This window comes from Rhizobium sp. R86522, from assembly GCF_042466255.1.
Classification (GTDB): Bacteria; Pseudomonadota; Alphaproteobacteria; order Rhizobiales; family Rhizobiaceae; genus Allorhizobium.
In genome coordinates this window covers 3,410,890-3,428,115 of sequence record NZ_JAXHBX010000001.1, presented here as the reverse complement: position 1 = coordinate 3,428,115, position 17,226 = coordinate 3,410,890, and the positions used below count along the sequence as shown (strand labels likewise).

The following is a 17,226-nucleotide window of genomic DNA, read 5'->3' as shown; positions in this document are numbered from 1 at the left end:
GTGATGCATTCACCTCGGAGTGAACAGGGAGTTGTCCAGATGATCCGGAAAGTCGTGAGCCTCGTGGTGTTTCTGCCCCTCGGTGTGCTGCTCATCGTTCTGGCCGTGGCCAATCGCGGCGTCGTCAGTCTCGCGCTCAACCCCTTCAATCCCGCGGATCAGGCTCTGTCTGTCTCCGCACCCTTCTTCGTCTTCCTCATTCTTGCGGTCATACTCGGTGTGCTCCTTGGCTCCGTTGTGACCTGGTTCACCCAGGGCAAACATCGCAAGAAGGCACGCAGCCAGTCGCGTGAGGCGCAGCAATGGCAGGCCGAGGCCGATCGCCAGAAGACAAGGGCCGAACAGATTGCCGGTTCGACGCTGCCCCAACTCGGCGCCAAGTGACATCAGGTCATTCGGTCTCGCGGCAAATTTCCTTTCCGCGCCGGGCCGGCAATGCTATGGGCTGGCGCAAACGAACACGACCCACGGATCATTGACGTGAAGAACAAGGAACGTCGCCCCGGCGCCAAGCCATTCCCGGGAGCGAAGGCGAAAGCCATTGGCGACACACGGCCCGGATCAGCGAAGCCGTACCCGTCGAAGGGCAGGGACGATCGCCAGGCCCGCCCGCCGCGCCGTGATGCCGAGGCACCAAAGCCAAAGCCACAGCCGCAATCGCCCGATGTGACGGCCGAACCCGCCCGCGCCCTGACGATCCGCAACGGTGACCGCCCGGCCGAGCGCGTGCCGCTGATCCTCGAATCCTCAGGCGCGGGCGATTTCCACCTGATCGACAGCGGCGACGGTTTGAAGCTTGAGCAATACGGCCCTTATCGCATCGTTCGCCCCGAAGCCCAGGCGCTGTGGCCAAAGGCGCTGCCGACCCATGTCTGGGACAAGGCCGACGCTGTCTTCACCGGCGATACCGACGAAGACGGCATGGGCCGCTGGCGCTTCCAGCGTGAGGCGCTGGGCGAAACCTGGCCGCTATCCCTGCTCGGCGTCGATTTCCACGGCCGTTTCACCGCCTTCCGTCATGTCGGCGTTTTCCCGGAGCAGATCGCCCATTGGAGCTGGATGAAAGAGAAGATCGAGGCTGCCGACAGGCCGCTGAAGGTCCTGAACCTCTTTGGTTACACCGGCGTCGCCTCGCTGGTGGCCGCCGCTGCGGGCGCCGAAGTCACACATGTCGACGCCTCCAAGAAGGCGATCGGCTGGGCCCGCGAGAACCAGTCGCTGAGCCGCCTCGACAAGGCGCCGATCCGCTGGATCTGCGAGGACGCGATGAAGTTCATCCTGCGCGAGGAACGGCGCGGTCATCGCTACGACATCATTCTCACCGACCCGCCGAAATTCGGCCGTGGCCCGAACGGTGAAGTCTGGCAGCTCTTCGACCATCTGCCGCTGATGCTCGACATATGCCGCGAACTACTGGCGCCCAAGGCCGTCGGGCTTGTTCTGACCGCCTATTCGATCCGTGCCAGCTTCTACTCGATCCACGAGCTGATGCGGGAAACCATGCGCGGCAAGGGCGGCCTGGTCGAGTCAGGCGAGCTCGTCATCCGCGAGGCAGGTCTCGACGGCAAGACGCCGGGGCGTGCGCTCTCCACCTCTCTCTTCAGCCGCTGGGTGCCGAAATGACCGATGATTATCGCCAGGACGGCCCGCGCCGCGTCGGTCAGGTCAAGGAAGTCACCAGCCTCGCCAATCCCATCATCAAGGACATCAAGGCCCTCTCGCAGAAGAAGAGCCGCGACGAAAGCCGCACCTTCCTTGCGGAAGGCCTGAAGCTCGTGATCGATGCGCTCGATCGCGGCTGGACCATCCGCACCCTCGTTTATGCCAAGGCCGGCAAGGGCAAGCCGCTGGTCGAAAAGGTCGCCGCACGCACGGTGGCATCAGGCGGCCTCGTGCTGGAAGTCAGCGAAAAGGTCATGTCTTCCATCACCCGGCGTGACAATCCGCAGATGGTCGCCGCTGTCTTCGAACAGCGCTGGACGCCGCTCAAGGACATTCAGCCGAAGGGCTCGGAAACCTGGATCGCACTCGACCGGGTCCGCGATCCCGGCAATCTCGGCACGATCATCCGCACGGCCGATGCTGCAGGTGCCGCAGGCGTCATCCTGGTCGGCGATTGCACCGATCCCTTTTCGATGGAAACCGTGCGCGCCACCATGGGCTCGATGTTCGCATTGCCGCTGGTCAAAACGACGCCCGCTGATTTCCTCAAGTGGAAGAAGTCGGTAGATGCCCGCCTCGTTGCCACCCATCTCGCCGGCGCCGTCGATTACCGCACCATTGATTACAAGTCGAAGCCGGTCATCCTGATGATGGGCAACGAACAATCAGGTCTGCCGGATGAACTGGCTCAGGCCGCAGACAAGCTCGCCCGCATTCCCCAGGTTGGCATGGCCGACAGCCTGAACCTTGCAGTCGCCACCGGCGTAATGCTGTTCGAGGTCCGCCGCCATCTGCTCGCCCTCGACGGAGCCAAGTGACGATGCTCGCAGCCTTCAACCGGCCCGGTCCGGTCCTGACCTTTATCGCCTTCGTCCTGATCCTCGACCAGGCCATCAAATATGCGGTGGAAGTCTATCTGCCGATGCATGAGCTTATCCCGGTTTTGCCCTTCTGGGCGCTCTACCGGACCCACAATCTCGGCGTCGCCTTCTCCATGCTGTCGCATCTCGACGGCTGGTTCATCATCGGCCTGCGCCTGGTCATCGTCGGTTTTGTCTTGTGGCTCTGGCGCAAGACGGGCCCCGAACAACATTTCGCCCATCTCGGCTTTGCGATGATCATCGCCGGTGCTCTCGGCAACATCATCGACCGCTTCACCTATGGCTATGTGGTCGATTACATTCTGTTTTACACAGATACCTGGTCCTTCGCGGTCTTCAACCTGGCGGACAGCTTCATCACCATTGGCGCCATCTGCATCGTCGTCGACGAGATCATCCAGCATCGCAAGCCGAAGCCGCCGGAGGCTTGAAAGGCGGCGAAGCTGTTCGAAGTTTTGTCACTTTCCTGTAGCAGTCTCGTGTTTAAAGGCCGTGACTTCAACGCTGGATAGATCCCATGAGCGTGGAACTGATCGAACGAGACCTTCTCTTGGAAAACCCGGCCGGTATGCCGCTGGGACTTCCCGCTTCGCGCGATATCCTGGGCCGAATCGGTAGCCTCGAAACGCGCATCGCCCGCACCGAACGCGAGATCGACGCGGCCCAGGCCGTACGTTATCGCGTGTTTGTCGAGGAGATGAAGGCGCAGGTCTGCGTCGAAGATGCGCGCCGCGGCCGGGAAGTCGACAGCTGGGATAGCCTTTGCGATCATCTTCTGGTCCTCGACCGCTCGATCGATGGCGACGCCGAAGACCAGATTGTCGGCACCTACCGCCTGCTGCGCCATGAAGTGGCGATCGCCCATGGCGGCTTTTATTCCGGCTCCGAATTCGGCGTCAACGCGCTCGTCGCCCGCCATCCGGAAAAGCGTTTCATGGAGCTCGGCCGCTCCTGCGTCCTGCCGCAATACCGCACGAAGCGCACGGTCGAACTGCTCTGGCAGGGCTGCTGGGCCTATGCCTTGCATAACCGCATCGACGCCATGTTCGGCTGCGGCTCCTTCCCCGGCACGCAGCCGGAGGAGCATGCGCTGGCTTTGTCATTCCTGCACCAGAACGCCGTCGCCAGGGGCGAGTGGGCCGTTGACGCGCTGCCGCATCTCTACCGCGAGATGGACCTGATGCCGTCGGAAGCTGTGAATGCCCGACGCGCCCTCTTCGCCATGCCGCCGCTGATCAAGGGTTATCTGCGCCTCGGCGCCATGGTCGGCAATGGCGCGGTGGTCGATCATGCATTCAACACCACCGATGTTCTGATCATCCTGCCGATCGCCAGCATTTCCGGTCGTTACGTCAACTATTACGGCGCCGACGCCGGCCGCTTCGCCAGCGCCAGCTGATCCTCTTCTCGCCATCGGGGAGAAGGTGGCGCGCAGCCCTCAGGTGCAACTCGTTGCACCGGGGATGAGGGGGCGGCGAAGCCGAATGCCCTCACTATTGGGATCAGCGCGATACACTGCATCCGGCTCGATGCCCGTGGCTGGCGCTTAGACGACAATCTTCGACCACCTCCGCTCGACCTTGCCGCATCTGCACTTCCGCCACCATCGGAAGATCGGCAAGCTCTAGCAGGCTCATCTCCTGTAAAGCCGGATGCCCCAAGGGGTCATGCCGCCAGTCTGCCCTTGCTTTCGCCTTAGCTGTCGCTTGCTTCCAGAAAATCTTGAGCATGACCTAGCCTTCCGCGCGCCTAATGGATGGGAAATCGGTTGAAATGATGCCTGATACTCTGCTTGAATCCTGTACATTTCAATTGAGTTTTGCTCTTTGTGATTATAGCTTTTCTATATGAAGAACCTCAATCAGTTGCATCTGAACGGCCTGCGCGCCGTCGAAGCCGTGGGACGTCTCGGCTCACTCCAGGCGGCGGCGGAAGAGCTTGGCGTCTCCATCGGCGCCGTCAGCCAGCAAGTCATCAAGACCGAACAGCAGCTCGGTCGCATGCTTTTCGAGCGCACGAGCCGTGGCATGGTCGCGGTAGAAACGGCGACAGATATGCTGGCACGCCTCTCGGATGGCTTCCGCCACCTCTCGGGCGCCGTGGCCCTCGCCAGGCGCAGCGACGACAGCCTGCTGACCATTTCGGTCGCCCCGGTCTTCGCCGCCCGCTGGCTCGTGCATCGAATTGCAGACTTTTCCGAACGTTTCCCGCAGATCAGCCTGCGCATCGACGCCAACGACCGCCTGACCGATGCCAGCCAGACAGATGTCGATCTCAGAATTCGTGTCGGACGGGGTCACTGGCCGGGCTTCAAGGCCGAACTCATTCTCGAACAGCGGGTGGCCCCGCTCTGCACCCCGGCCATGGCCGAAAAACTGCGCGAACCCGCAGATATCCTCGACCTGCCGAAGGTCATCGATGGCAGGGCCATGTTTACCTGGGATGTCTGGCTCTCCGCCGTCGGTCTCGAAGGCGCTGAGATCAAGGCCCGCCACACCTTCAGCGAGGCTTCGCTCTGCCTGGACGCGACAATTGCGGGGCAGGGGGTAATGCTCGCCTGGCAGACCATCGCATCCCACCAGCTACAACACGGCCAGCTCCTCGCGCCCTTTGGTCCGGCGGTCAAAACCGGCTTCGGCCACTACTTCGTGACCGCCGAGAACGCGAGGCGCTCGGAGAAGGTGGAAAAGTTCAAGCGCTGGCTGAAGCGCGAGATCGAGGACGACATGGAGCGGCTTGCAAAAGCCGCTCCGGTCTTCGCTTAACCCGCCGCGTTATAGGCCGCAATCGCCGCCATATTGACGATGTCGCTGTCCTTCGCGCCCATCTGGGCAATCTGCACCGACTTTTCGAGCCCGATCAAGAGCGGCCCCATCACGGTCAAGCCGCCCAGTTCCTGCAGCATCTTCGTCGAGATCGCCGCCGAATGGATCGCCGGCATGACCAGCACATTGGCCGTGCCCGACAGACGGCAGAACGGATACTGTTCCATCCGGTGGCTATTGAGTGCGATATCCGCCCCCATCTCGCCGTCATATTCGAAGGAGACGCCGCGCCGGTCGAGGATCTTCACGGCTTCCCGCACCCGCTCGGAGCGCTCGCCGGTTGGATGGCCGAAGGTGGAATAGGCCAGCAGCGCCACGCGCGGCACAAGCCCCAGCCGATGGGCGACACCCGCCGCCTCTTCGGCGATATCGGCCAGCTCATCCGCCGTCGGCATGTCGTGCACGGCGGTGTCTGCCACGACGATCGTGCGGCCACGCGCCAGAGCCAGCGACACGCCGATTACCCGGTGGCCGGGTGCCGTGTCGATGCAGCGGCGCACGTCCTCGAGTGCCGTCGAATAGTTGCGTGTCGTGCCCGTTACCATGGCATCCGCATCGCCCAGCGCCACCATGCAGGCGGCGAAGTGGTTGCGGTCGGTGTTGATCAGCCGCTGCGCATCGCGATGCAGGTAGCCCTTCCGCTGCAGCCGGGCATAGAGATATTCGGTATAGGCCTCGACGCGGGTGGACATGCGGGCGTTGACCACCTCGATGCCTGGACGGTCGAGATCGATGCCGGCCCGCTCGGCGGTCGCCTTCAAGGGCTCGTCGCGGCCCAGCAGGATCGCGGTGCCGAGGCCGAGATTGACGAAGGAGATCGCCGCACGCATGACCTGCTCCTCTTCACCTTCGGCAAAGACGACGCGTTTGGGGTGGCTGCGGACATGCTCGTAGATGCGCTGCGTCGCGGCCGCGATAGGGTCGCGGCGGGCGGAAAGCTCATGCGCATAGGCGCCGAGATCCTCGATTTCCTTGCGTGCCACGCCGCTTTCCATCGCTGCTTTGGCGACGGCAACCGGGATTGCCGAAATGAGGCGCGGGTCGAAGGGTACGGGGATGATGTATTGCGGCCCGAAGCGCGGCCGCTCGCCCTGATAGGCCGCGGCCACATCGTCAGGCACGTCCTCGCGCGCCAGATCGGCGAGCGCCCGGACGGCGGCGATCTTCATCGCATCGTTTATCTGGCTTGCCCGCACGTCGAGAGCACCCCGGAAGATGTAAGGGAAGCCGAGAACATTGTTCACCTGGTTCGGATAGTCCGAGCGCCCGGTGGCCATGATCGCATCTGAGCGGATCTCGGCCACTTCCTCAGGCGTGATTTCCGGGTCCGGATTGGCCATGGCAAAGATGATCGGATTGTCAGCCATCGAGGCGATCATGTCGGCGGCGAAGGCACCCTTCTGGGAGAGGCCGAACACGACATCAGCACCCACCATGGCTTCCTTCAGCGACCGCCGGTCGGTCTTGACGGCATGGGCCGACTTCCACTGATTCATGCCCTCGGTGCGACCCTGGTAGATCACGCCCTTGGTGTCGCAGAGAATGATGTTCTCGCCGTTGAAGCCCATGGCCTTGATCAGCTCGATACAGGCAATCGCCGCAGCCCCCGCGCCGTTGCAGACAAGCTTGGTCGTCTTGAAGTCGCGGCCGGTCAGTTCCAGCGCGTTGATCAGGCCGGCAGCCGCGATGATCGCCGTGCCATGCTGATCGTCGTGGAAAACAGGGATGTCCATCAGCTCGCGCAGCCGGCTTTCGATGATGAAGCAGTCGGGCGCCTTGATGTCTTCGAGGTTGATGCCGCCGAAGGAGGGGCCGAGATAACGCACGCAATTGATGAACTCGTCTACATTCTCCGTGTCCACCTCAAGATCGATCGAATCGACATCGGCAAAGCGCTTGAAGAGAACGGACTTGCCTTCCATCACGGGCTTCGAGGCGAGTGCTCCGAGATTGCCGAGCCCGAGGATCGCCGTGCCGTTCGAGATGACGGCCACCATGTTGCCGCGGGTCGTATAGTCATAGGCGGTGGCAGGATCGGCAGCGATCGCCTTCACGGGAACGGCAACGCCGGGGGAATAGGCAAGCGACAGATCGCGCTGCGTCGCCATTGGCTTGGTCGGGGTAATCTCCAGCTTGCCCGGCCGCCCCTGGGAGTGAAAGTCCAGAGCTTCCTGTTCCGTCACCGAGACTTTCGTCCGGCCGGTCGTCTTCTCATTTGCCATGCTTCCCCTCACCTTGTTGTGGGCAGCGGGCGAACGCCGGCCCATCCTGGTTGTTTTTCCTCGCCTTAAGTCGTTAGTGTTGCACGACTTCCTTTTCAAGAAAACATTGAGCCCGTGACGCTATATCAAGCCACCCAAAGTGATGTCCTGAACGTCGCCGAGCTGACCTCGGAGGAGAGCCGCGCCACGGCCACTCCGATGATGGAGCAATTCATCGAGATCAAGGCCGCCAATCCGGGTAGCCTGCTCTTCTATCGCATGGGCGATTTCTACGAGCTGTTCTTCGAGGATGCGGTCGACGCCTCCCGCGCGCTCGGCATCACGCTGACCAAGCGCGGCCAGCATCTCGGCCAGGATATCCCCATGTGCGGCGTGCCGGTGCATGCTGCCGATGATTACCTGCAGAAACTGATCTCGCTCGGCTTCCGCGTTGCGGTCTGCGAGCAGATCGAGGATCCGGCAGAGGCCAAGAAGCGAGGCTCGAAATCCGTGGTGAAGCGTGACGTCGTCCGCCTCGTTACGCCGGGCACGATCACCGAGGATAAACTCCTCTCGCCCTTCGAATCCAACTACCTGATGGCACTCGCCCGGATCCGGGGCGGTTCCGCCCCGCAACTGGCGCTCGCCTGGATCGATATTTCCACCGGCATCTTCCGCCTCGCGGAGACGACTGAGACGCGCCTGCTCGCGGACATCCTGCGCATCGAGCCGCGCGAGCTGATCGTGCCCGATACGCTGTTCCACGACGAAGAACTGAAGCCCGCCTTCGACGTGCTCGGTCGTGTCGTCGTGCCCCAGCCCGGCGTGCTCTTCGACAGTGCAAGTGCTGAAGGCCGCATTGCCCGTTACTTTGGCGTCGGCACGCTGGATGGCTTCGGCGCCTTCTCCCGCGCCGAAATCGCAGCGGCCGCCGCCGCCGTCGCCTATGTCGAAAAGACCCAGATCTCCGAGCGCCCGCCGCTCGGTCTGCCCGAACGGCAGAATGCGGCCTCGACCCTCTTCATTGATCCCGCGACCCGCGCCAATCTCGAACTGGTGAAGACGCTGTCCGGCGAGCGCAACGGTTCGCTGTTGAAAGCGATCGACCGCACCGTCACAGGCGGTGGCGCCCGCCTGCTTGCCGAACGCCTCATGTCGCCGTTGACAGACCCGGAGGCGATTGCCGATCGACAGGACTCGATCGCTCATCTCCTGGCCGATGGCCTGCTCGTCGACCGCCTCCGCGACGCCCTGAAGCGCGTGCCCGACATGCCGCGCGCCCTTTCCCGTTTGGCGCTCGATCGCGGTGGCCCGCGTGACCTCGGGGCTATCGTCGCCGGTCTCGCCGCCTCTGCCGAGGTTGGCCGCCTTCTGCACCCGTCAAGCCTGCCTGCGGAACTGTCCGAAGCCCTTGCCGACCTCGCAGCCTTGCCCGCCGATCTTGGCTCCAGCCTGGCCGCGATGCTCGCCGAGGAACTGCCGCTTCTGAAGCGCGATGGCGGCTTCCTGCGCGATGGCGCGATCCAGGAATTGGACGAGCTGCGCGCGCTGCGCGACCAGTCCCGACGTGTGATCGCCGGCCTTCAGCTGCAATATGCCGAGGAAACCGGCATCAAGTCGCTGAAGATCAAGCACAACAATGTGCTCGGCTATTTTATCGAGGTAACCGCCGGCAATGCCGGTCCGATGACCGAGGGCGACGAAGCCAAGGCCCGCTTCATCCATCGCCAGACCATGGCAAACGCCATGCGCTTCACCACCACCGAACTCGCCGATCTCGAAAGCCGGATTGCGAACGCCGCCGGGCAGGCACTCTCGCTCGAACTCGCAGCCTTCGATCAGATGGTGAGCCAGGTGGTCTCCGCCGCAGAACCTATCAAAGCCGCTGCCCGCGCACTCGCGGTCATCGACGTCGCAGCCGGCCTCGCGGCCTTGGCGGAAGAGCAGGGCTATTGCCGCCCGCTGGTCGATGATAGCAGAATGTTCGCCATTACAGCTGGCCGCCATCCGGTGGTCGAGCAGGCTCTGCGCCGCCAGGCCGCCAGCCCCTTCATCGCCAATGATTGCGATCTCTCGCCCAACGATACCAAAGGCCCCGGCGCCATCTGGCTGCTGACGGGTCCCAACATGGGCGGTAAGTCGACCTTCCTGCGCCAGAATGCGCTGATCGCCATCCTCGCCCAGATGGGCTCCTTCGTGCCCGCCGGTGCGGCGCATATCGGGATCGTCGACCGGCTCTTCTCCCGCGTCGGCGCTTCCGACGATCTGGCGCGTGGCCGCTCCACCTTCATGGTCGAGATGGTCGAAACGGCAGCCATCCTCAATCAGGCCACCGATCGCTCGCTCGTCATCCTAGACGAAATCGGTCGTGGCACGGCAACCTTCGATGGCCTCTCCATCGCCTGGGCCGCCGTCGAGCACCTGCATGAGGCCAACCGCTGCCGCTCGCTCTTTGCCACCCATTTCCACGAACTGACGGCGCTGTCGGAAAAGCTTGCCCGCATGTCGAACGTCACGATGCGCGTCAAGGAATGGGACGGCGACGTCATTTTCCTGCATGAGGTCGGCCCCGGTTCCGCCGATCGCTCCTACGGCATCCAGGTCGCCCGTCTCGCCGGCCTGCCGGCCGCCGTCGTTGCCCGTGCCCGTGAGGTTCTGACCCGCCTCGAAGACAGCGACCGCAAGAACCCTGCCGCCCAGCTGATCGATGATCTGCCGCTTTTCCAGGTCGCCGTGCGCCGCGAGGAGATCCAAAAATCCGGCCCGTCGAAGGTCGAGGAGGCCTTGCGCTCACTCGATCTTGACGATCTCACGCCTCGTCAGGCGCTCGATGCGCTCTATGATCTCAAGAAACAACTTGGCAAGCCTTGACCGGTAGAGTGCCTGTCAATCGCGCCCGAAAAGCGCTATAGCGCCACCAATCCCGGCTGATTCCCGGGTTCCCAAGAGATGATGCCGCACCCATGGCCACAGCAGAGCTTGCCTTCGACGATCTCCTCGACATCGACGCGCTCCGTGCGTCCTGCAAGACCATCGCGGAGGCTGGCTGCGGCAATATGCTGGAGACCCGCGCGAAGCTCCTGCCGATCCTGAAGAAGGCCTCTGCCGAGGCCCGCGAACAGGCGCGGCTGAAGCTTTTCGAAGACGGCAGCGGCATGAACTGCGCCAACCGGATTTCCTGGATCCAGGATCAGCTTATCTCGGTCATCTTCGATTTCGCCCGCACCCATGTCTATCCGAAGGACGCCAACGGTCTGGCCGTCGCCGCCGTCGGCGGTTACGGCCGCGGAACCCTGGCGCCAGGCTCCGATATCGACCTGCTCTTCCTGCTGCCGCCGAAGGCTGGTCCCGCCATGCACAAGGCGGTCGAGTTCGTCCTCTATCTGTTGTGGGATGTCGGCTTCAAGGTCGGCCACGCCACCCGCACGGTGGAGGAGTGCATCCGCCTGTCAACCACGGACATGACCATTCGGACCGCGATCCTCGAAACCCGCCATATCTGCGGCGACGAGGCTCTGGTCACCGAACTCCAGCGCCGTTTCGATCAGGAAGTGACGACCGGAACCGCGCCGGAATTCATCGCCGCCAAGCTTGCCGAACGCGACGAGCGGCACCGCAAGGCCGGCGACAGCCGCTACCTCGTCGAGCCCAATGTCAAGGAAGGCAAGGGGGGCTTGCGCGATCTGCAGACCCTCTTCTGGATCGCCAAATACAATTACCATGTCCGCGACACCGGCGAATTGGTGCGTCTCGGCGTGCTCTCCCGCCACGAGTGGCGCCTTTTCCAGAAGGCCGACGATTTCCTTTGGGCGGTCCGCTGCCACATGCATTATCTGACCGGCAAGCCGGAAGAGCGCCTGTATTTCGATATCCAGCCGGAGATCGCCAAGAGCCTCGGCTACCAGCCGCGTCCGGGCTTGTCCGCCGTCGAGCGCTTCATGAAGCACTACTTCCTCGTGGCAAAAGACGTCGGCGATCTCACCCGCATCTTTGCGGCAGCACTTGAGGATCAGCAGGCCAAGGCCGCCCCCGGTATCGGTGGCATGATCGGCCGTTTTGCCAACCGTCCGCGCAAGATCCCCGGCGCCAGCGAATTCATCGACGATCGCGGCCGCATTGCGCTTGCCGATCCCGGCGTCTTCAAGAAGGACCCGATGTCGATCATGCGCCTCTTCCACGTGGCGGATCTGAACGGGCTCGAATTCCATCCTGATGCCTTGAAGGCCGTCACCCGCTCGCTGTCGCTGATCACCAATGATTTCCGCGAAAGCGAAGAGGCCAACCGCCTGTTTCTCTCGATCCTGACCTCACGCAAGGATCCGGGTTTCATCCTTCGGCGCATGAACGAGGCCGGCGTGCTCGGTCGTTTCATGCCGGAATTCGGCAAGATTGTCTCGATGATGCAGTTCAACATGTATCATCACTATACCGTCGACGAGCATCTGATCCGCACGGTCGAGGTGCTCTCCGAGATCGACAACGGCAAGGCGGAGGAGATCCATCCGCTCGCCAACAAGATTATGCCGGAAATCGAGGATCGCCAGACGCTTTATGTCGCGATCCTCCTGCACGATATCGCCAAAGGCCGCCAGGAGGATCACTCCGTCGCCGGCGCCAAGGTCGCCCGCAAGCTCTGCCCGCGTCTCGGCCTCTCGCCCAAGCAGACCGAAATGGTCGCCTGGCTGATCGACCAGCATCTGCTGATGTCGATGGTGGCTCAGACGCGCGACCTGCACGACCGCAAGACCATCACCGACTTCGCCGAAAAGGTGCAGTCGCTCGACCGGCTGAAGATGCTGTTGGTTCTGACCATCTGCGATATCAGGGCCGTTGGCCCGGGTGTCTGGAATGGCTGGAAGGGCCAGCTTTTGCGCACGCTCTATTACGAGACCGAACTGCTGCTGTCAGGCGGCTTCTCCCAGGTCTCTCGCAAGGAACGCGCCAAGCATGCCGCCGAGCAGCTCAGCCAGGCGCTCGAAGGCTGGAGCCAGAAGGACCAGCGCACCTATACCAAGCTGCACTACGAGCCCTACCTGCTCTCGGTCGATCTCGAAGACCAGGTCCGCCACGCCCATTTCATCCGTCAGACCGACAAGTCGGGCCAGGCGCTGGCGACCATGGTGCGCACTCACCAGTTCCACGCGATCACCGAGATCACGGTGCTCTCGCCCGACCATCCACGTCTCCTTTCGATCATCGCCGGCGCTTGTGCGGCGGCCGGCGCCAACATCGCCGATGCCCAGATCTTCACGACCTCGGACGGCCGGGCCCTCGATACGATCCTGATCAACCGGGAGTTCCCGATCGACGAGGACGAAACCCGCCGCGCGGCCACCATCGGGAAGATGATCGAGGACGTGCTGTCGGGCCGTAAGCGCCTGCCAGAGGTCATTGCCACGCGCACAAAGGGCAAGAAGCGCAACAAGACCTTTCCGGTTCAGCCGGATGTCCGCATCTCCAATGCGCTGTCCAACAAGTTCACGGTTATCGAGGTGGAATGCCTCGACCGCATCGGTCTCCTTGCCGAGATCACCGCCGTGCTGTCGGACCTGTCGCTGGACATTCATTCGGCACGGATCACCACCTTCGGGGAAAAGGTCATCGATACCTTCTATGTCACCGACCTCGTCGGACAGAAGGTGACCAACGAGAACCGGCAGGCCAATATTGCCAATCGCCTGAAGCCGGTGATGACCGAACAGCCGGACGAGCTCAAGGACAACATGCCCTCGGGCATCATCGCCCAGCCACACCGCGCAGCGCCGGCGCCGAAAAAGGCACGGGCCTGAGGAATGAGCCTCGTCAAGAAATTCATGACGGTCGGTGGGGCGACGCTCGGAAGCCGCATCTTCGGCTTCGCCCGCGAAACCCTGATGGCCGCGGCACTCGGCACAGGCCCGGTCGCCGACGTCTTCTATGCCGCCTTCCGCTTCCCCAATCTCTTCCGCCGCCTCTTCGCCGAGGGCGCTTTCAACGCTGCCTTCGTGCCGCTCTTCGCCAAGGAGATCGAGGCGAATGGCATTGATGGCGCCAAGCGATTTTCCGAAGAGGTTTTCGGAGTTCTCTTTTCGGTTCTCTTGATCCTGACCATCGGCATGCAGCTGTCCATGCCGCTGCTGGTCCAGTGGATCATCGCGCCGGGCTTTGCCGACGATCCGGAAAAGTTCAACCTGACGGTCCGCCTCGCGATCGTCATGTTTCCCTACCTGATGTGCATGTCATTGACGGCCATGCTGAGCGGCATGCTCAACTCGTTGCATCATTTCTTTGCAGCCGCCATCGCGCCCGTATTTCTCAATGTGCTGATGATCGGTGCGCTTGGCTGGGCTCTGTGGACGGGCGCTGATCCCGCTGCGACCGCCTGGGCATTGTCCTGGTCCGTGCTGGGGGCAGGCCTCTTGCAGATGGCCGTCGTTTATCTCGGCGTGCGCAATGCCGGCATCCGCATCGGCTTCAAGCGTCCGCGTTTTACCCCCAACGTCAAGCGCTTGCTGGTGCTCGCCGTGCCGGCCGCGATCACGGGTGGCATCACCCAGATCAACCAGCTCATCGGCCAGGCGATTGCCTCGACGAAAGAGGGGGCAATCTCCGCCCTGCAATATGCCGACCGCATCTATCAGCTGCCGCTCGGCGTCGTAGGGGTCGCCGTCGGCGTCGTCCTCCTGCCGGAACTCGCGCGTGCGTTGAAGGGCGGTCACATGAACGAGGCGAAGGGGCTGCAGAACCGCTCGATCGAGTTCGTTCTCTTCCTGACGCTGCCGGCCGCTGCCGCAATCTGGGTGCTGTCCGATGAAATCATCCGGGTGCTTTACGAGCGTGGCGCCTTCTCCGAACAGAACACTGCCGTCGTCGCCTCGATCCTTGCGATCTACGGTATAGGCCTGCCGGGCTTCGTGCTGATCAAGGCGCTTCAGCCGGGTTACTACGCCCGCGAAGACACCAAGACGCCGATGCGTTTCACCATAGTGTCGGTCGCGCTCAACACGGGGCTTGCCATCACGCTCTTCCCGATCTTCGAGGAGAGCGGCATTGCGATGGCCGAGGCTGCCGCCGGCTGGACCAACACCATCCTGTTGTTTTCGGTGCTGCTGTGGCGGGGCCACCTCGTTTTCGAGTGGTCACTGCTCACGCGCACCCTACGTCTGGTGATCGCCTCCGCCATCATGGCCGGCCTGCTCGTTTACCTCTCCGATCGTTGGGCTGGCTGGCTTTCACCATCAAGCCCGCTCTTCGATCAGTTGCTGGCGCTGGGAGGGCTGATCGCAATCGCCATGCCGGTCTATTTCGGCATCGCCTTCCTGATCGGCGGCGCGGACTGGCGCCTAGTCCGTCGCAGCCTCCAGCGCAGGAAGAAAACGGCTGACGAGGCCGCAACGACCTCACCCGACCCGGGTCAGCAGTAAGTCCAGGTCCGCTTCGGCCCGATATCGACATGCACGATGCCGTTGCAGTAACGCCCGATGCCGCCGATGCCGGGCGCGCTGCGGGCGGCGGCCACGATCTTCTTCTCGGGCACGCCGGGCACGCGAATGTCCGCTGCAAAGCAATGGCTGTGCTGCGAGCGGCCGGAGCGCGGGCGATGTCCTGAGGTTACGACCGGCTTCTTGCCGGTCTTCTTGGCGATATGGGCCAGGATCGCCTTCAATTCGTCGGGAAAGCAGTTGGCTTTGACGCTGACCCGCTGCAGCGTGTAGGCGACAGCAGTATCGTGCTTCATAAAAAAGTGTCGCTTCTTCTTCTCCACGGCCTCGACGGGGGAGAGGAGACAGAGCGAAAGAACGCAGCCGAGCGCGACGCGAAACAAAGTGCGCATGAGTGACCTTCTGGAATGGGATTGTTCTTTGGGGCGATCCAGATCGCTTTCGGCGGGTTTTTATTCCCCGAAATGTGTCAAATTTGGTGCGCTTTGCTCGTTTCTGCATTTCGAGCCCGCATCAGCTCGTGAATCGAGGTCTTGGCACGTCGCGAATTTATTCCCTAAACCCCTCGATTCTGAGAGGAAATTTCCCTATGCGTGACATCGATGGTGTCTTCGTCACACATCAAACCGAAAGTGCGATTTCATGAGCGGAAACAGCCTCTTTCTCGTCAGTCTGGTCGTGGACACCTATGATCGGGCCAAGGCCTTCTATTGCGATGGCCTCGGCTTCGAGTGCATGGAGGACACCCAAATGCCGGACGGCAAACGCTGGCTGGTGGTCCGTCCAGTCGGTGCCGAAGGCGCTTCGCTTCTGCTCGCCGAGGCGTCGAACGATGCTCAGCGTGCCGCGATCGGCAACCAGACCGGTGGCCGCGTCGGCTTCTTTCTGAAAACGGATGATTTCGCCCGCGACCAGGCACGCTTCGTGAAGGCGGGTGTCGTCTTCCAGGAGGCGCCGCGCCGTGAAGTCTATGGAACCGTCGCCGTCTTTCAGGATCTCTACGGCAATCTCTGGGACCTGATCGAGCCGGCGCCAGCCGACCCCTGGGTATCCGCCGAAGTGAGCGCTTGATTGCGCCCCGCTCGCCGTGCATAAGCCCTGACCGACGCGATCAGATGATCGGGCCCTCCACCAGCCTGTTGAGGATTATTATGACTGAGTTCAAGCCGCTGGTTTTCTCCGGCGTTCAGCCGACCGGCAATCTCCATCTCGGAAACTACCTCGGTGCCATCAGAAAGTTCGTCGCGCTCCAGGAAAACAATGACTGCATCTACTGCGTCGTCGATCTGCATGCGCTGACGGCCCAGCTCGTCCACGAGGACATGGCGACCCAGATCCGCTCGATCACCGCCGCTTTCCTCGCCGCCGGCATCGACCCGAAGAAGCACATCGTCTTCAACCAGTCCCAGGTGCCGCAGCATGCGGAACTTGCCTGGATCTTCAACTGCGTCGCCCGGATCGGCTGGATGAACCGGATGACCCAGTTCAAGGACAAGGCGGGCAAGGACCGCGAGCAGGCCTCGCTCGGCCTCTATGCCTATCCGAGCCTGATGGCCGCAGACATCCTCGTCTACCGCGCCACCCATGTGCCAGTTGGTGAAGACCAGAAGCAGCATCTGGAGCTCGCCCGCGACATCGCCATGAAGTTCAACCTGGACTTCCATGACAAGATCAAGCCGACGGGCCTCGGCATCGACATCAAGGTCGGCGAAGAGCCGGTGCATGCCTATTTCCCGATGGTGGAGCCGTTGATCGATGGCCCGGCGCCCCGCGTCATGAGCCTCAAGGACGGCACCAAGAAGATGTCGAAGTCGGATCCATCAGACCTTTCGCGCATCAACCTGATGGACGACCAGGACGCCATCTCGAAGAAGATCCGCAAGGCCAAGACTGATCCGGACGCGCTGCCGAGCGAAGTCGATGGCCTCAAGGGTCGCCCTGAAGCCGACAACCTCGTCGGCATCTTCGCAGCGCTCGCGGACCGCTCCAAAGCGGATGTTCTTTCGGAGTTCGGCGGCCAGCAGTTCTCCGTCTTCAAGCCGGCACTGATCGATCTGGCGGTCGCGGCACTGGGCCCGATCAATGCCGAGATGCGTCGTCTTATGGAAGACCCCGGTCACATTGATGCGGTCCTCCGGGACGGCGGCGAGCGTGCCCGCACCCGTGCCGAAAAGACCATGAACGAAGTCCGCGACATCATCGGCTTCGTGCGATAAGGTCTCGGTCGCTGGCGGGT

Annotated in this window: 13 protein-coding genes; 11 read left to right on the top strand and 2 right to left on the bottom strand. The window is 62.5% G+C overall.

The window, feature by feature from the left end:
• The first annotated feature begins 39 nt into the window (after positions 1-39).
• From SJY08_RS16560 to SJY08_RS16535, 6 genes are all read left to right on the top strand, one after another.
• Positions 40-384, top strand: a complete 345-nt coding sequence (locus SJY08_RS16560; protein ID WP_377276971.1) for a LapA family protein — start codon at positions 40-42, stop codon at positions 382-384.
• 96 nt (positions 385-480) lie between these two features.
• Positions 481-1,623 (top strand): class I SAM-dependent methyltransferase, encoded by a 1,143-nt coding sequence (locus SJY08_RS16555; RefSeq protein WP_377276969.1) that lies wholly within the window; start codon positions 481-483, stop codon positions 1,621-1,623.
• Complete coding sequence (locus SJY08_RS16550) at positions 1,620-2,480, top strand: TrmH family RNA methyltransferase (protein ID WP_377276967.1); 861 nt, start codon at positions 1,620-1,622, stop codon at positions 2,478-2,480. The genes SJY08_RS16555 and SJY08_RS16550 overlap by 4 nt, the downstream gene beginning before the upstream one ends.
• Before the next feature lie 2 nt (positions 2,481-2,482).
• Positions 2,483-2,974 carry a signal peptidase II gene (lspA, locus tag SJY08_RS16545; protein WP_054149153.1) on the top strand — a complete coding sequence of 164 codons (492 nt, stop codon included), beginning with the start codon at positions 2,483-2,485 and terminating at the stop codon, positions 2,972-2,974.
• Positions 2,975-3,111: 137 nt separating this feature from the next.
• Entirely contained in the window at positions 3,112-3,942 is an 831-nt protein-coding gene (locus SJY08_RS16540; RefSeq protein WP_300889920.1) for a GNAT family N-acetyltransferase, read from the top strand.
• A 448-nt stretch (positions 3,943-4,390) separates the two neighbouring features.
• On the top strand, positions 4,391-5,308 hold the full coding sequence (locus SJY08_RS16535; protein WP_377276965.1) for a LysR substrate-binding domain-containing protein: 918 nt from the start codon (positions 4,391-4,393) through the stop codon (positions 5,306-5,308).
• Here the strand turns inward: SJY08_RS16535 and SJY08_RS16530 are convergent.
• Positions 5,305-7,590: an NADP-dependent malic enzyme gene (locus tag SJY08_RS16530; protein WP_054149173.1), complete on the bottom strand. Its 2,286-nt coding sequence runs from the start codon at positions 7,588-7,590 to the stop codon at positions 5,305-5,307. The two genes, SJY08_RS16535 and SJY08_RS16530, sit on opposite strands and share 4 nt — an antisense overlap.
• A gap of 198 nt (positions 7,591-7,788) precedes the next feature.
• On the opposite strand from SJY08_RS16530, the gene mutS reads away from it, so the two are divergent.
• The 3 genes from mutS (at position 7,789) to murJ (ending at position 14,972) form a co-directional block, all read left to right on the top strand.
• On the top strand, positions 7,789-10,440 hold the full coding sequence (gene mutS / locus SJY08_RS16525; protein WP_377278635.1) for a DNA mismatch repair protein MutS: 2,652 nt from the start codon (positions 7,789-7,791) through the stop codon (positions 10,438-10,440).
• Between the two features lie 92 nt (positions 10,441-10,532).
• Positions 10,533-13,358 carry a [protein-PII] uridylyltransferase gene (locus SJY08_RS16520; protein ID WP_377276962.1) on the top strand — a complete coding sequence of 942 codons (2,826 nt, stop codon included), beginning with the start codon at positions 10,533-10,535 and terminating at the stop codon, positions 13,356-13,358.
• Between the two features lie 3 nt (positions 13,359-13,361).
• On the top strand, positions 13,362-14,972 hold the full coding sequence (murJ, locus tag SJY08_RS16515) for a murein biosynthesis integral membrane protein MurJ (RefSeq protein WP_377276960.1): 1,611 nt from the start codon (positions 13,362-13,364) through the stop codon (positions 14,970-14,972).
• Here murJ and SJY08_RS16510 read toward each other — a convergent pair.
• Positions 14,963-15,382 carry a DUF882 domain-containing protein gene (locus SJY08_RS16510; RefSeq protein ID WP_054149146.1) on the bottom strand — a complete coding sequence of 140 codons (420 nt, stop codon included), beginning with the start codon at positions 15,380-15,382 and terminating at the stop codon, positions 14,963-14,965. The genes murJ and SJY08_RS16510 overlap by 10 nt on opposite strands.
• Positions 15,383-15,632: 250 nt before the next feature.
• Here SJY08_RS16510 and SJY08_RS16505 point away from each other — a divergent pair, with 250 nt between their 5' ends.
• On the top strand, positions 15,633-16,061 hold the full coding sequence (locus SJY08_RS16505) for a VOC family protein (protein ID WP_377276958.1): 429 nt from the start codon (positions 15,633-15,635) through the stop codon (positions 16,059-16,061).
• A gap of 80 nt (positions 16,062-16,141) precedes the next feature.
• Positions 16,142-17,206 (top strand): tryptophan--tRNA ligase, encoded by a 1,065-nt coding sequence (gene trpS, locus SJY08_RS16500; RefSeq protein ID WP_054149144.1) that lies wholly within the window; start codon positions 16,142-16,144, stop codon positions 17,204-17,206.
• The last annotated feature ends 20 nt before the right edge of the window (positions 17,207-17,226 follow it).

Coding starts and splice junctions, on each gene's coding strand:
- SJY08_RS16505 (WP_377276958.1), top strand. CDS start 15,633: ATGAGCGGAAACAGCCTCTTTCTCGTCAGTCTGGTCGTGGACACCTAT.
- SJY08_RS16530 (WP_054149173.1), bottom strand. CDS start 7,590: ATGGCAAATGAGAAGACGACCGGCCGGACGAAAGTCTCGGTGACGGAA.
- mutS (WP_377278635.1), top strand. CDS start 7,789: ATGATGGAGCAATTCATCGAGATCAAGGCCGCCAATCCGGGTAGCCTG.
- SJY08_RS16510 (WP_054149146.1), bottom strand. CDS start 15,382: ATGCGCACTTTGTTTCGCGTCGCGCTCGGCTGCGTTCTTTCGCTCTGT.
- SJY08_RS16540 (WP_300889920.1), top strand. CDS start 3,112: ATGCCGCTGGGACTTCCCGCTTCGCGCGATATCCTGGGCCGAATCGGT.
- SJY08_RS16520 (WP_377276962.1), top strand. CDS start 10,533: ATGGCCACAGCAGAGCTTGCCTTCGACGATCTCCTCGACATCGACGCG.
- trpS (WP_054149144.1), top strand. CDS start 16,142: ATGACTGAGTTCAAGCCGCTGGTTTTCTCCGGCGTTCAGCCGACCGGC.
- lspA (WP_054149153.1), top strand. CDS start 2,483: ATGCTCGCAGCCTTCAACCGGCCCGGTCCGGTCCTGACCTTTATCGCC.
- SJY08_RS16560 (WP_377276971.1), top strand. CDS start 40: ATGATCCGGAAAGTCGTGAGCCTCGTGGTGTTTCTGCCCCTCGGTGTG.
- murJ (WP_377276960.1), top strand. CDS start 13,362: ATGAGCCTCGTCAAGAAATTCATGACGGTCGGTGGGGCGACGCTCGGA.
- SJY08_RS16535 (WP_377276965.1), top strand. CDS start 4,391: ATGAAGAACCTCAATCAGTTGCATCTGAACGGCCTGCGCGCCGTCGAA.
- SJY08_RS16550 (WP_377276967.1), top strand. CDS start 1,620: ATGACCGATGATTATCGCCAGGACGGCCCGCGCCGCGTCGGTCAGGTC.